Origin of the sequence: Alkalibaculum sporogenes (genome assembly GCF_009362815.1) — a bacterium.
Taxonomy (GTDB): domain Bacteria; phylum Bacillota; class Clostridia; order Eubacteriales; family Alkalibacteraceae; genus Alkalibaculum_A; species Alkalibaculum_A sporogenes.
Window position 1 is genome coordinate 114623 of the sequence record NZ_WHNX01000009.1, and the last position, 14335, is coordinate 128957.

Annotated in this window: 9 protein-coding genes; 6 read left to right on the forward strand and 3 right to left on the reverse strand. The window is 30.7% G+C overall.

The window, feature by feature from the left end:
• The first annotated feature begins 1 nt into the window (after nt 1).
• The 5 genes from GC105_RS07720 (at nt 2) to GC105_RS07740 (ending at nt 8152) form a co-directional block, all read left to right on the forward strand.
• Nucleotides 2–2230: a CDP-glycerol glycerophosphotransferase family protein gene (locus GC105_RS07720; RefSeq protein ID WP_152803370.1), complete on the forward strand. Its 2229-nt coding sequence runs from the start codon at nt 2–4 to the stop codon at nt 2228–2230.
• A 15-nt stretch (nt 2231–2245) separates the two neighbouring features.
• Nucleotides 2246–3475: a CDP-glycerol glycerophosphotransferase family protein gene (locus tag GC105_RS07725; RefSeq protein ID WP_152803372.1), complete on the forward strand. Its 1230-nt coding sequence runs from the start codon at nt 2246–2248 to the stop codon at nt 3473–3475.
• Nucleotides 3476–3492: 17 nt separating this feature from the next.
• Nucleotides 3493–4617, forward strand: a complete 1125-nt coding sequence (locus GC105_RS07730; protein WP_193708327.1) for a CDP-glycerol glycerophosphotransferase family protein — start codon at nt 3493–3495, stop codon at nt 4615–4617.
• A gap of 76 nt (nt 4618–4693) precedes the next feature.
• Complete coding sequence (locus tag GC105_RS07735; protein WP_152803377.1) at nt 4694–6454, forward strand: polysaccharide biosynthesis protein; 1761 nt, start codon at nt 4694–4696, stop codon at nt 6452–6454.
• 627 nt (nt 6455–7081) lie between these two features.
• Nucleotides 7082–8152 (forward strand): coiled-coil domain-containing protein, encoded by a 1071-nt coding sequence (locus GC105_RS07740; RefSeq protein ID WP_152803379.1) that lies wholly within the window; start codon nt 7082–7084, stop codon nt 8150–8152.
• 375 nt (nt 8153–8527) lie between these two features.
• On the opposite strand, the gene GC105_RS07745 is transcribed toward GC105_RS07740, so the two are convergent.
• Both GC105_RS07745 and GC105_RS07750 read right to left on the reverse strand, forming a co-directional pair.
• Nucleotides 8528–9097, reverse strand: coding sequence for a DNA-3-methyladenine glycosylase (locus GC105_RS07745; protein ID WP_152803381.1), 570 nt, complete (start codon nt 9095–9097; stop codon nt 8528–8530).
• 888 nt (nt 9098–9985) lie between these two features.
• Nucleotides 9986–10840, reverse strand: a complete 855-nt coding sequence (locus tag GC105_RS07750) for a peptidoglycan-binding domain-containing protein (protein ID WP_152803383.1) — start codon at nt 10838–10840, stop codon at nt 9986–9988.
• 293 nt (nt 10841–11133) lie between these two features.
• On the opposite strand from GC105_RS07750, the gene GC105_RS07755 reads away from it, so the two are divergent.
• On the forward strand, nt 11134–11622 hold the full coding sequence (locus GC105_RS07755) for a DUF2935 domain-containing protein (protein ID WP_152803385.1): 489 nt from the start codon (nt 11134–11136) through the stop codon (nt 11620–11622).
• Between the two features lie 659 nt (nt 11623–12281).
• Here GC105_RS07755 and GC105_RS07760 read toward each other — a convergent pair.
• A complete protein-coding gene (locus GC105_RS07760) occupies nt 12282–14027 on the reverse strand; it encodes a B12-binding domain-containing radical SAM protein (protein WP_152803387.1) in 1746 nt (581 codons plus the stop codon).
• Nucleotides 14028–14335: the final 308 nt, after the last annotated feature.

Consider the following 14335-nt stretch of genomic DNA (forward strand, 5'->3'; position numbering starts at 1 on the left):
TATGATGGATGATAGAATTCGACCATTTACAAGGGAAGTAATTACGTCAGTTATTCAACTGAAAAATGTTGTTATAGATAATACGAGAGGCAATATTGGAAGTAGTGTTTATCCTGATAAAAAAATCGTAAGTTATTTTACAGATTCACGTATTGTTGAAATAGAAGCAGGGTCTAAATACTTATTATCTCATAACTTTTATTATAATGATATAAATACGGATTTAGATTATTATAAGAGTTTAATAGAAAATATCTCTATTGAATCATTTTTAAAGGGAAATAATCTAGAGGATGATGATGTTGTAATCAATAAAGATACAGAAAAAATAAATCCTCATTTTATTAAAACATTAGATGGTGTGGAATTTAAGTTTGAAGGTAATAAAGTTGTGTTGGCTACAGTTAGTAACTACAATTTTAAAAGTCCGTCAATTTTGTTATTCAATGACAAAGAATCGATTATAAATAAAGGGGAGTGTTACGAAAATAGTATTGTATTTAGCATAGATGCATGTCTAAATGTTAACAGGTATAGCATATATGTAATAGATCAAGGGAAGTTATACAAAATAGGTTTTAAAGATCCAGATATCATATCTGTTGAACCATATGTTTTAAATAATGACACAGTAATTAAATTATCCTATGAGAATAATAGTTTATTTATAACGAAAAGACAATTAAAGAGTAGTATAACTATTGATAATATAGAATCTATGAACGATAGTATAAATTTTAAGGCAAATATCAATAAAATAGATTTACCAACTTCATGTAAGATGTTGTTTGTAGGAAAAAATACAAAACAAATGGTCGAGGAAGATGCAATTATTACTCAAGATGGAGTTATCCAATGTGCTGTTAAAGTCGATAAATTAGCAAGTGAAAGATATATAAATATTTACGTTCATTTGAGTTTTGACAATTACGAAAAGATTTGTCACTTAGCATCTAAGGAATCCTATTATGAACAAAAAGTTAATGTTTTAAAAAGAGAGTTCATTGTTATAACTACTAAAGTAGGCGTGTTAGAGATCGAAGTTATAAAAGATAAATCTTGGATTACTAAGAAAATAAATAATATACGGTACAAGTTAATTAGATTATTTGAAGATAAGTTTAAAGTGGATTCGAATAAAGCTATATTTGAAAGTTATGGTGGAAGACAGTATAGCTGTCATCCAAGGGCCATTTACGAGTATATTAAAGTTAATAATCCTGAGATTAAATGTGTATGGAGTGTAGAACCTGGTAATGAAAGGATTTTCAAAGAAAATAAAATACCTTATGTTAAGAGATTCTCTTTGGGGTGGCTCTATATAATGGCGACATCTAAGTATTGGGTTTCGAATACTAGGTTTCCACTATGGGTAAAAAAACCTGATGGAACGATATATTTACAGAGTTGGCATGGAACACCTTTAAAAAGATTAGGAACAGATATTAATGAAGTATATATGCCTCAAACGGATACATTTACCTATAATAGAAATTTCTATAGAGAATCGAGAAATTGGGATTATTTAGTCTCACCAAACAGATTTTCAACAAATGTCTTCTCGAGAGCTTTTAGTATATCCCATGACAAGATAATTGAAAGTGGATCTCCTAGAAATGACTTCTTAGTAAGAAATAACGACAATAAAGACTTAATAAATGAAATAAAAAGTAAATATAATATTCCCACAGATAAAAAGGTAATCTTGTATGCTCCTACTTGGAGAGATGATCAGTATTTTGAAAAATCTAAGTATAAGTTTAATACTGCTTTGGATTTAAATAAGTTAAAGGAAAGTTTGTCAGATGATTATGTAGTGATTTTACGTATGCATTATTTAGTTGCTGATAATATAGATCTTACTGGATATGAGAACTTTGCTTTCAACATATCCCATGGAGATATTACACAATTGTATCTGATTTCAGATATTTTAGTCACAGACTATTCTTCTGTATATTTTGATTTTGCAGTATTAAAGCGTACTATGATCTTTTTTATGTACGATATAGAGGATTATAGAGATCGACTGCGAGGTTTTTATTTAGATGTAAACACTAATATGCCTGGTCCTATTGTACAGACTAATGAAGAACTAATATCCGAGATAACTAACAAGGACAGTAATAATGAAAAGCTGCAGCACTTCTTAGATAACTTCTGTAAGTTAGAAGATGGAAATTCTACAAAAAGAGTATGCGATGTAGTATTTAACAATAGTAAAACGTAGGTAGAAGGTGAGATTTTGTTAAGTGTTATTAAGAATATAATAGTAAAAAATAAGATTGTACTTAAGCTTGTATTAAGTATTATAAATAGATGTAGGAGAGTTGTTTACTTAGTTTTATTTAGACCGTTACCAATTCGTAGTAAGACTATTTTATTCTGTAGTCATTTGGGAAAAAACTATTCATGTAATCCTAAGGCGATATATGAAGAGTTGTTGAAAGATCAGAATTATTTAGAATACAGTTTTGTATGGGCATTTAAAGATGTATCTTCTACGTCTATAGATAGAGGGATCACTGTGAAATACGGTAGTCTTAAATACCTATATTACTTATCTATTGCAAAGTATTGGATATTTAATGCTAAAATGCCATATTGTTATCCTAAAAAGCTAGGGCAAATATATCTACAAACTTGGCATGGCACGCCCCTCAAACGGTTAGCAGCGGATATTTACGTAGGAGAAGATGCTAAATTCTATAGAAGTGAGATGTCTAAAAATGAGATGACTCAAAGTTACCTAAAAGATTCTCAAAGATATGACTATATGATTTCAGCAAATAAATTTTCATCAGAAGCATTTAAAAGTGCATTTAAGATAGAAGATAAAGTAATTATTGAAACAGGTTATCCCAGAAATGATATTTTAACTAACTCAAGTGAAGAGCATATTTTTGATCTTAAAGAAAAGTATTCAATACCTAAGGAGAAAACTATTGTTTTATATGCGCCTACATGGAGGGATAATGTATACGACACGAAAGGTTATATTTTTGAATTACAAGTTGATTTTCAACAATGGTATGAGGTATTAGGTGACGATTATGTTATAATCTACAAACCACATTACCTTATTTACAATACGTCTAACAAAAAAATAAAAGAAGGCTTTGTATATGATGCTAGCCAGTGTGAAGATATTAATGATTTATATTTAATGAGTGATATACTAGTCACTGATTATTCTAGTGTATTTTTTGATTATGGTGTCTTAAAAAGGCCAGTATTATTTTATATGTATGATTTGGAAACGTATAGGGACAACCTTAGAGGATTTTATCTAGATATATACACGGATTTGCCAGGTCCTATATTAGAAGATGAGCAAGATGTGTTGCAGAGTATTCTTAATATTGAAGAAGTAACTAAAGAATATAGAGAGAGAATGGATAATTTTTACGATGAATTTTGTAGCATGAGTGACGGTAATTCAAGTAGAAAAGTTATAGATATTATTTTAAAATAAGAGTGATGGAGTTTGATATGGAAAAATTTATTGCATTAATAGTAGTGAAAGTGACTTGGTTGTTTACTTTCGCTATACCAGTAAATAAAAAGAAGATTACATTTATATCTTATTTTGAAAATAAGTTGACTGGTAACTTTAAGCTGATTAGCAAAGAACTACAAAAAAGAGATAATGATTATAAACTTGTGTTCCTAATTCATAAGTTTAATAACTCACTGTTGGATAAATTATACTATGTACTGTATTTTGCTATACAAACTTATCATATAAATACTTCTGCAATAGTACTACTAGATGGCAATAATTTTCCTGTTTGTAATATTACGAAGAAGAAGCAAACGACTATTATACAGATATGGCACGCTTGTGGTGGTATTAAAAAATTTGGATATGATATAAATAGAAGATTTGACATAAAAAACTACGACTATGTTTATGTGGCTGGCAATGAATTCAAGTGTACATTCTCCAGTGCATTTCAAGTAGAGCAAGATAAAGTAATAAGCCTAGGTGTAGCTAAAACAGATATACTGTATAATGAAGGTAAGATGGAAAGTTATAAAGAATTAGTATATAATAAGTATCCACAAATTAAGAATAAAAAAGTCGTGTTATATGCTCCTACCTTTAGGGGAGATGGTGCTTTTGATAGACAATACGTTAACATAGATTTAGAGTACTTATATAATAAATTGGGACAAGATTATATATTATTATATAAATTACATCCATTTTTAGAAAGTATTAGTTTAGGTAAAGATAACAATGATAATATTATAAACGTCAATAACATAGATTTATATAAATTGTTTTCTGTCACTGACATATTAATTTCAGATTATTCAGCAATAATTTTTGATTTTTCTATTTTAGAAAGGCCTATTATACTGTACACTCCTGATTTAGTTGTATACGAAGAAGAGAGAGGATTCTACTATAATTACCGTGAATTCGCACCAGGGCCAATTTGTTTTAATGAAGAAGAAATTGCAGAAGTTATCGCAACACAAAACTATAAATTAGATAGAGTCCAAGATTTAAAGTATAAATATTTTGATTATCATGATGGCTTATCTACACAGAGGATTGCCAATGATATAGAAGATATTATAAGTAGAAATACACCTCATAACTTTTAGACATATTTCTAATAATTTTTTATCTCGCATATGTTACAATGAACATAATAAAGTGACTAGGAAGTGAGTTGTATGTATGATAGAAAATAAAGAAAATAATAAGAAACCAATTATCACATTACTAGCAGATGTATTTTTATTAATCATTTCCTTTATTATTAGTTTATATATTGTACGTTCATGGTATATATTTGATTATTTAAGAGTTTTTATTGATGGTATTTTTATCGTTATTTTGACGAAACTAACGATTATACTTATATGTTTTAAGTTCTTTATTAAAAATGATAAAATTAACGTTATTCTTGCAGTAGTTGCTACTTATAATCTTTTTAGTTTTCTAGTATTACAATTTATAAGTTTTGATTTTGTTTATGAGGTAAGTACTATAAATTTTATAATTGATATAGTATTAATTAGCCTTAGTAGATTGTTTCTATTTATTAAGCCCAAGAGCAATACTACTGATAAAATATTGAATGAGTATATAGAAGTAGAAGTGAATAAAGAACTAAGTATGGGAGAATCAATTGACATTTGTAATGATGAAAACCATATTACAATATATTCTCAAGCCCCATTGATTATATCAAAAGATATGGAATATAGTGATAGGAATAGGTTACATGAAGTTGCTCCTGAGAGTGTAATATTTGAATTCTGTACTGTAAATAATGTTACCCAAGAGTTAAAGGATCTAAAGAATACACTTAAAGAAAATACATTTGATTCTGTAATTATACATACAAAGAATTTTTATAGGTTAGAGTTTTTAGATATAATCGAATTATTAAAAGATATACCCATCAGCGTAGATTTAATGGATGAAGAGATTTCCTTGTTTGAGTTGACAAGTATGGAAGATATTATTAATAATTTTCCATTAAACGTTGAATATAATAAATTTTTACTTGGTGACATACTGTTGTTGTATACTGGAGATATTTGTGAAACCCTTTTAGATGAGCTAATTAAAGGCAACTCTAATGTGACAATTGTAGAAAACACAATAAGCACATCATTACACGATAAGTACTGTAATAATAAAAAAATTGAATTTATACAAATTCTCTCTCTCGAAGATTTAAAGTTATTGTTGTCAAATGGATTTACGAATATTATCTACAGTTTACCTGTAACTGATGCAGATTACGGTGAAAGAGAAATAAAAAAGACTATAGAACAGAATATAATTAACATAAAAAATATGCTTAACTGTATTCCAGAAGACAAGACTAGAAAAATTACTTTTATATCATCTTATAAAGCACAAAAACCAAAATCTATATTAGGGTATTGTTATAAAAACGTAGAGGTTATTATGAGGTCGCTAGATAAATATTCTAAAATTGATTTACAGGTGATAAGGATGCCTGAATCTATTAAAAAAGGTAATAAGTTTATTAAAGATATACATGAAAACTTAAGCATTGAAGAATACGACGCTAGAGGGCACGATGTCTATGTTTATATGTATTCTGATATGGAAGCTGCTCTATTAATTACAAACTTATTACATATATCTGATTCTGTGATAGTTTATATGGGAAATCAATTGTATATACCTGAATTATTAAACAACATAAATCTTAAAGGAAGAATGGAAGATAAGATTAAGGTGAATTACAACGAAGAAAGATTACCTTTAGAATTTTACATAGATGATGTACTGGAATATACAAAGTATCAAAGTACTGATAATCCGTATGTATTTTTATTGCCAGACACAAATGTGGATTACATGATAGTATCTAAAATTATTAATATTTTACAAACTAAGATAAAAAGCGAATCAGATGAAGTTTGTAAAGAATACTTAAAACAATTAGCAATCTAATTGTTTTAAGTATTCTTTTTCTGTGCGTGCACGGGAATAAGACGAGTTATAATGAGCAAGTGCAATGGCAGCAACCCAAAGGGAGTCATTCAGAGCATAGCGAAGAAATGTTATACAGTTGTATAAAGAAAGTTCCATGTATGTGAGACACAAGATCCTTCGTCGCGAAGCTCCTCTGGATGACGTGGTAGAGAGGGTTTGTGGTTCAACTAAACTATTGACTTAAAACCAGATAATCCAAGTTTAGTCATTCAGAACGTAGCGAAGAATCTATTATTTATGGAGAACAATATATGATATAATATTCGTATCAGCAGATTGTCTCGCAGAATTCAAGTCATTTTCCGTGCTTGCACGAGAAAAGGAAGTGAATTCTATGAGCAAGTGCCAACGACCGATGCAGCGTAGCTGCAGAGGTGAAATCTGCGCAGATTGTCTCGTAATTGGGAAGCGAGAGGCAAGAAGCTGGATGCAGGATTGGAGATTTCTAGCATCTAACACCTTACTTCTCACTTCTCAAAGGGGTAAGTGCCAACGATGGGTCACCCCAAAGGGGTTGAGGAAAGTCTGCGGAGGACGAGAAGTGGGATGAAAGATTAGGACTAACATTATATTATGGGGGATTTTATGAGAACACATATTAAATTTTTATTTTTACTAGTTGTTAATACTGCATTACTATACCTTGCGTACATACTATCTTTTATAATAAATGGGCTTTATGGATTAGACCCATACTTTAATGAGTATGTATCACTAAATATGTATTACTTAATTGGTATAAAGATATTTATTTTTGTATTATTTATGTTATATCAAGTAAGACAATATAACTACGTTAGGGCATCTTTGGGTATTATTGCAGGGAATATCATATCTCTAATATATTTATTGTTTTTAGGCAATGGAATCAACTACTATGGAGTCTATGGATTAAATGCAGTAATAGATCTAGTATTTGTTTTGTTAGCTTTACTGTTGTTTAATTTAATTTCAGGAAAATCTAACAACAATGAGGATCTCGACGATATAAATAAATATATGAGTCTAAAGAAAGATTTAGAGGCTATTGGTAATATAATTAATGAAAAAAATGAAGAGTTAGAACTTATTGATTCTCTAATAAATCAAAAAGAAAGTGAACTATCAAAAGAAAAGGAACTATCAAAAGAAACGAGATCTTTCATTCCAGCGAATACTATAGAGTTACAATCAATAAGTTGTCCAGTACGGATAGAAATTGGTGATAAAAGCAAATGTATAGGAGCGGTATACACTACTGGAAATCAAAGCGACCCAAAAATTGTTGTAGATGAGAACAAAGTACAAACAACTCTTGATGATATGAAAAAAAGAGAAGAAGAGTTACAATCAAAAGCAATACAAATAGAAAAGAAAGAGCAAATAATTGAGAAGACAGTAGATAATCTAGAAAAAATTTCTAAAACTATAAAAGATAGAATGAAGCTATTAGAAGAAAAAGAAAACTACATAAATAAGCAACTGAAAATCTTAGAAGATAAAGAGGAAGATTACAGTGATATTCATAACCAAATTTATGAGACTATCTTTAATGCACCAGATATTATGAAAGACGAAGTTAAGCTTAAAGATAAAAGTAAAGAAATTATTATAGATAAAAATGATCTATTAGAGATTAGACAATTGATAGAGCGGGCGTCAACAGAGGAGAGTTAAATCATATTCTCTTAATTGGCATAATTATACTAGGATAATTATCTAATATCTTATTGTAAAAATAAAAGTGGTAAAATATTAAAATTTATCAAAAAAGGGCTGTTGCACTAAGTGGTTAGTGGGCAGTCCATTTTAAGTGCCTAAGTTTAACCTATCTTATTCGACTTATGCCCCATTGAAAAATCAATTAGCGCTACGCTTTTATGAAATTATATTTTAGTTATTTTCCTGAGATTTATTGCCAAATTTTAGAAGTTGAGATTGTGAAACTTTATATAGAAATCATTATTTATATTGTTGTAATGTAAAGCATATCCACTTTGCAAACGGTTCTATATGATATTTTTTTAGTTTGAATTTGAGTATATCTGAAAATTAAATAAAAAACCGCCATTCAAAATCTTTGGCTTCCTCGGCATAATCTATATTAATTCTCTTTCCTTTATGTATTTGATTTACATTAAAGCCATCATCTTCAAGATACATATTTTCGCTTGTCAAAGAAAGTCCATTTTCATTTTTAGTAATATTTAATGCCTTGCATAATTTGCCAGGACCGTTTGTTAGGTTTTTTATTTGGTATTTATTCGCAATTTCCCGGGAAATATTGTATCGATTGACAAACATTTCGTCAGCATTAGACAGAGGTGCGGCGCTTCTTATTAAAATAGCTGAGCCTTCGCCAAGGAGTCCTGTAACAATATTTATACAGTAATACATCCCGTATATCATGTATACATAGGCATAGCCACCTTCTTTAAACATAGTTTCTGTTCTTTTAGTCTTTTTATTACCATAACAATGAGCAGCTTTATCAATGGCACCAATGTAAGCTTCGGTCTCTGAGATACGAACTTTAAAATTTTTATACACTAATACCTTGCCAAGTAATTCTTGTGCTACAGTTAAGGTGTCTCTTGTATAGAATGACTTAGGTAGTTTCATAGGATTTCCTTTCAATGAGGTGTCTTTGCTTTATTATAACTTTTAGTATTATTTTTATCCAGTAAAAACAGATAAGCTAGTCTAGTCATTCAGAGCACGGATAGGATCTATTATTTACAAAGGAATATTATATGAGAGTTGTATAGAGGTCGTTTTAGATAGGTGGTATTAAGATCCTTCGTCGCGAAGCTCCTCTGGATGACCTGGTGGAGATGGGTTGTAAGTTTACGGCTGTAAGTACATATTGTCCACAGTAAAAGCTGCAAGAGGTTTTTTGGGTATTAAGATCCTTCGTCGCGAAGCTCCTCTGGATGACCTGGTGGAGATGGGTTGTAAGTTTACGGCTGTAAGTATATATTGTCCACAGTAAAAGCTGCAAGAGGTTTTTTGGGTATTAAGATCCTTCGTCGCGAAGTTCCTCTGGATGACCTGGTGGAGATGGGTTGTAAGTTTATGGCTGTAAGTATATATTGTCCACAGTAAAAGCTGCAAGAGGTTTTTTGGGTATTAAGATCCTTCGTCGCGAAGCTCCTCTGGATGACGTGGTGGAGATGGATTGTAAGTTTACGGCTGTAAGTACGTATTAGTCCACAGTAAAAGCTGCAAGAGTTTTTTTGGGTCTTAAGACTCCTTCGTCGCGAAGCTCCTCTGGATAGGGAGTAGTTGTGGGAAAACTTAAGCATTTGTCTTAAAAGCAGACAATCTGGTTTAGTCATTCAGAGCGCAGCGAAGAATCTATTACTTACGAAGGAATATAGTGAATCAACCGTTGTTATATTACTCTGATGGTATGGAAACAAGTAAGAAAAAGTGGTAGAGAAACTAAAAAGACACTCTAATTACTTATGAATAGGTAATTAGAGTGTCCTTTTCCACTATATATATTTGTTATTCGATAGACTTATTAAGAATTTCTTGTGTTGGTTTGTCTATTGTTCCGGTTTCCTCTAGGTTATTATCTTTCTGGAATTGTTTTACAGCGTTTAATGTGTTATTGCCATATTGTCCGTCTGCTGATCCTGATAGGTAGTCCAATGTTATTAGAGCCTTTTGGTATTCTTTGATTTCATCGCCTCTTTTACCTAGCTTATAAGTTATTTGTTCTTGTTTAAGAGCTTCTTGAGTTTGAGTATTTAAAAGTCCCGTCTCTTCCAAAGATTTGTCTTTTTGATATTTTTTAACTGAAGTTACAGTTCCACTTCCATACTGTCCTTCAGGGTAATTTTGCATGTAGTCTAGATAATATAGGATTAATTGATATTCTAATATTTCATCTCCGGATTTACCTTGTATGTATTCAATTTTTTCATTTAAAAGTAACAGTTGGGTTTGACTATCTAATTTTCCTGTTACTTCAAGATCTTTTGATTCCTGAAATGATTCCACAGCAGAATACATCTCATCTCCAAAATTTCCGTCAGGGATATTTTTTATATAATCCATATAATATAGAATTTTTTGATACCTAAAAACATCTTCTCCAGAATCTCCAATAGTGTGAATTACAGATGTATCTATGGATTGGTCAACTAAATTTGTATCACCAGTAACTTCAGATCCATCTTCTTGTGTATTTTCTTTTGTATTATAGGAATTGAAAAATACATTCTGCATTTTTTCGCTTTTAATACTGAGTTTAGTAATATTTTTAGTATTTGCCCTGCTAAACTCAAAAGAAGATGTCAGAGACATAATAAGAATAATAACTATGCAGTACATCACCAAGTTCTTAAATAATTTCATTAATAATGTCTCCTTTTAGCGTATTTTATCCCGCATTAACAGGCACTAAGACTCCCACTGCAAGATTTTAAGACAGTTAAGAAAGATAAGCGGGAGATTAAGTGCCTGTAAAAGCCCGATTGGTTCGACTAATATTCAGTAGGGATGAAGAAACCTACTGAATAAAATCTCACTTTATTTAATTTTATCAATATTAACCTCCTAAATCAATAGATTATGTATATTTACTTTATTTTGGAACGATTATTAATTAATTGCATATTAATATAATAAATTATGGAGGGAGTGTTTTTATGGCAAATCAAATTCCTGTGATGAATTACATACTACATATTGTAAATGATACATGCTATTGGGTTAATATTTCAATTGAACATCTCGTTATTTTAAACGAATTGTTAAAGGAAAAAGAAGTTGATGTGGATCATATGGTGATAGATGAGCTTAACAGTATATACATATCTATGGAACAATCAATTAAAAAGCTGGACGATATTGAACAAAAAGCTCGCTATGGTGAAGATCATGTAGAGTTTATAATGAATTTATGTCTTAGTACTTTAAATGTTTTACAACAAATAAGTGGTATACAGGTACAGTTGATACAAGTTTTAGGTAAACTTGAAAAGTTAAAGATTAAAAGCCTGTATCTATTAATGTTGAGTCATATTACATTAGAAGAAAGATATTCGTTAGAACTATTATCAAGTAATATAAATACAATTACAGGTTTAGGATTTTATCCCGCATTAACAGGCTCTAAGACTTCCGTCTCAATATGAAAAAAGCTAAGTGGGCCTTACCATTCATATTAGTCTACAGTAAAAGTTGTAAGTGATTTTTAGGGTCTTAAGATCCTTCGTCGCTGAGCTCCTCTGGATGACGTGGTGGAGATGGGTTGTAGGAATAACCTGACCATTTGTCTTAAAAGCAGATACAAGACTAGTCATTCAGAGCGCATCGAAGAATTTATTAGTTGCAAAGGAATAGTACATATAGGCCGTTGTAGATAAGTGGTCTTAAGATCCTTCGTCGCTGAGCTCCTCTGGATGACGTGGTGGAGATGGGTTGTAGGAATAACCTGACCATTTGTCTTAAAAGCAGATACAAGACTAGTCATTCAGAGCGCATCGAAGAATTTATTAGTTGCAAAGGAATAGTACATATAGGCCGTTGTAGATAAGTGGTCTTAAGATCCTTCGTCGCTGAGCTCCTCTGGATGACGTGGTGGAGATGGGTTGTAGGAATAACCTGATCATTTGTCTTAAAAGCAGATACAAGACTAGTCATTCAGAGCGCATCGAAGAATTTATTAGTTGCAAAGGAATAGTATATATAGGCCGTTGTAGATAGGTGGTCTTAAGATCCTTCGTCGCGGAGCTCCTCTGGATGACGTGGTGGAGATGGGTTGTAAGTTCATGGTTGTAAGTACTTATACAGATTAGAATAAATCCTCTACAGAGAAAGGTATTTCTACATATTCGTTAGTATGATCTAAGTGTTGTTTATCACTCTTGTAGAACAATAGCAGGGTAGTTTCTTTTTTGATATTTTGCATATCGGTAAGATTGTATTTGAAATTTTCTGCATGAATTTGTTTATATATTTTTTTTGCAGGTTCTTGAGAAAAATGAGGAAGGTAATTTTCCTTAAATGCTTGATCCTTTAGCATCTCAAATACTTTTTCTTTATGAGGACCTGTACTTTTTATAAAGGTTGGTAAAGATAACTTATTATAGGATAAGTAATCAAGTTTAATTAGATCTTTAATTAATTCAGAATCTAAGTATTGTTGTTGTGTGATGAAATTCATTATAATTGAATAGAACTTATCTTTGTTATGTGATTGATTAAATAGATTGTTCTTTTCAAAAAACTGTATTAAATCTTTAAAAAATTGAAATGGGTTAGAGTAGTGATGATTTATTATATAATTGATAGTTTTTTGAAATGCGCGAGTATTGTAATATTTATCTACTAGTTGTTCAACATTTTTTAGATATAGGAGTTCTTCGTAACTAATATATTTATTTGATAAAATTTCATATGGGGCATAAGGTGTATGTTTGTAACTATATTTATCCTTTTCAATGGTTATAGGTGACCCCTTTAATAGTTTAAGAAAACCAAGTTGCAACATATGAGGATTCATAGAATATACTCTATTAAATGAAATCTCAAAACTTGAAAAGTTTTCATATGGTAAACCTGCTATAAGGTCTAAATGCACGTGAATATTTTGTTTTTCTAGTAGTTTTTTTACATTCTTTTCTATTTTATCAATATTAGTTTTTCGGCTAATAGTTGTTAAGGTTTCATTATTGACTGATTGTACACCTATTTCTAACTGGAATAAACCTATTGGTGCGATATTGAGCAATTGAATTATTTCTTCGTCTAATAAATCTGCAGCAATTTCAAAATGAAAATTTGTAAGATAGTTAGTATTTTCGATTAGAAATTTAATAATAGCTTTGGACCAATTTAGATTGGCGTTAAATGTTCGGTCTACGAATTTTACTTGCTTTACATTATTTTTTATAAAAAACAATAAATCTCTTTGAATTCTTTCAATAGAGTGATTTCTTACACCTTTTTCTACTGACGAAAGGCAATAGCTACAGCTAAATGGACAGCCTCTGCTTCCTTCATAGTAAAGTATTTGATTTTGGTATTTCGACATATCTTCATCTTGATAAGCAAAATTTAAATTATCCATGTTTTTTATTGGGGTGGAATTTTGTGTTTCCAGTATATTGTTATTATCCCTGTATACAATGCCACTTAAATTTTTGTATTCGGTTTGGTTATTTAGATGGACGAGCAAGTCCCTAAAAATACTTTCTCCTTCGCCTTTGACTATAATATCTGCTGAGCATATTTGTAATGTTTTATCGCCGTCGAATGAAACCTCAGGACCACCTAAAATAATAGTGCAATGAGGTAATACTACTTTTAAATTATTAACAATTTTGAGAGTTTGTTCAATGTTCCAAATATAACAAGAAAAAGCATATACCTCTCCCTTAAGGTTATACAAACTTCCAAGGATATCATCTAGATGATCGTTGATAGTATATTCTACTAACTCTATAGGTAAATCTTTAGGTGAATTAGCTTTGAGGGTTCTTAATGCTAAGTTTGTGTGAATATATTTTGAGTTTAATGTTGTTAAAATTACTTTCATATTGCCTCCAGGTTAGCTAGTAGTTATAATTTCAGGTATCATAGTAAAAAAGAAAGGGCCATAAGATCCTTCGTCGCGGAACTCCTCTGGATGACGGATTGAGAGGAGAGCTAGGTTCATAAGATCATTCGTCGCGGAACTCCTCTGGATGACGGATTGAGAGGAGAGCTAGGTTCATAAGATCCTTCGTCGCGGAACTCCTCTGGATGACGGATTGAGAGGAGAGCTAGGTTCATAAGATCCTTCGTCGTGGAACTCCTCTGGATGACGGATTGAGAGGAGAGCTAGGTTCATAAGATCCTTCGTCG

What these genes read in the sequence shown, in the direction of transcription:
- GC105_RS07720 (WP_152803370.1), top strand. Translation starts at nt 2, where the DNA reads ATGATGGATGATAGAATTCGACCATTTACAAGGGAAGTAATTACGTCA.
- GC105_RS07730 (WP_193708327.1), top strand. Translation starts at nt 3,493, where the DNA reads ATGGAAAAATTTATTGCATTAATAGTAGTGAAAGTGACTTGGTTGTTT.
- GC105_RS07735 (WP_152803377.1), top strand. Translation starts at nt 4,694, where the DNA reads ATGATAGAAAATAAAGAAAATAATAAGAAACCAATTATCACATTACTA.
- GC105_RS07740 (WP_152803379.1), top strand. Translation starts at nt 7,082, where the DNA reads ATGAGAACACATATTAAATTTTTATTTTTACTAGTTGTTAATACTGCA.
- GC105_RS07745 (WP_152803381.1), bottom strand. Translation starts at nt 9,097, where the DNA reads ATGAAACTACCTAAGTCATTCTATACAAGAGACACCTTAACTGTAGCA.
- GC105_RS07750 (WP_152803383.1), bottom strand. Translation starts at nt 10,840, where the DNA reads ATGAAATTATTTAAGAACTTGGTGATGTACTGCATAGTTATTATTCTT.
- GC105_RS07755 (WP_152803385.1), top strand. Translation starts at nt 11,134, where the DNA reads ATGGCAAATCAAATTCCTGTGATGAATTACATACTACATATTGTAAAT.
- GC105_RS07760 (WP_152803387.1), bottom strand. Translation starts at nt 14,027, where the DNA reads ATGAAAGTAATTTTAACAACATTAAACTCAAAATATATTCACACAAAC.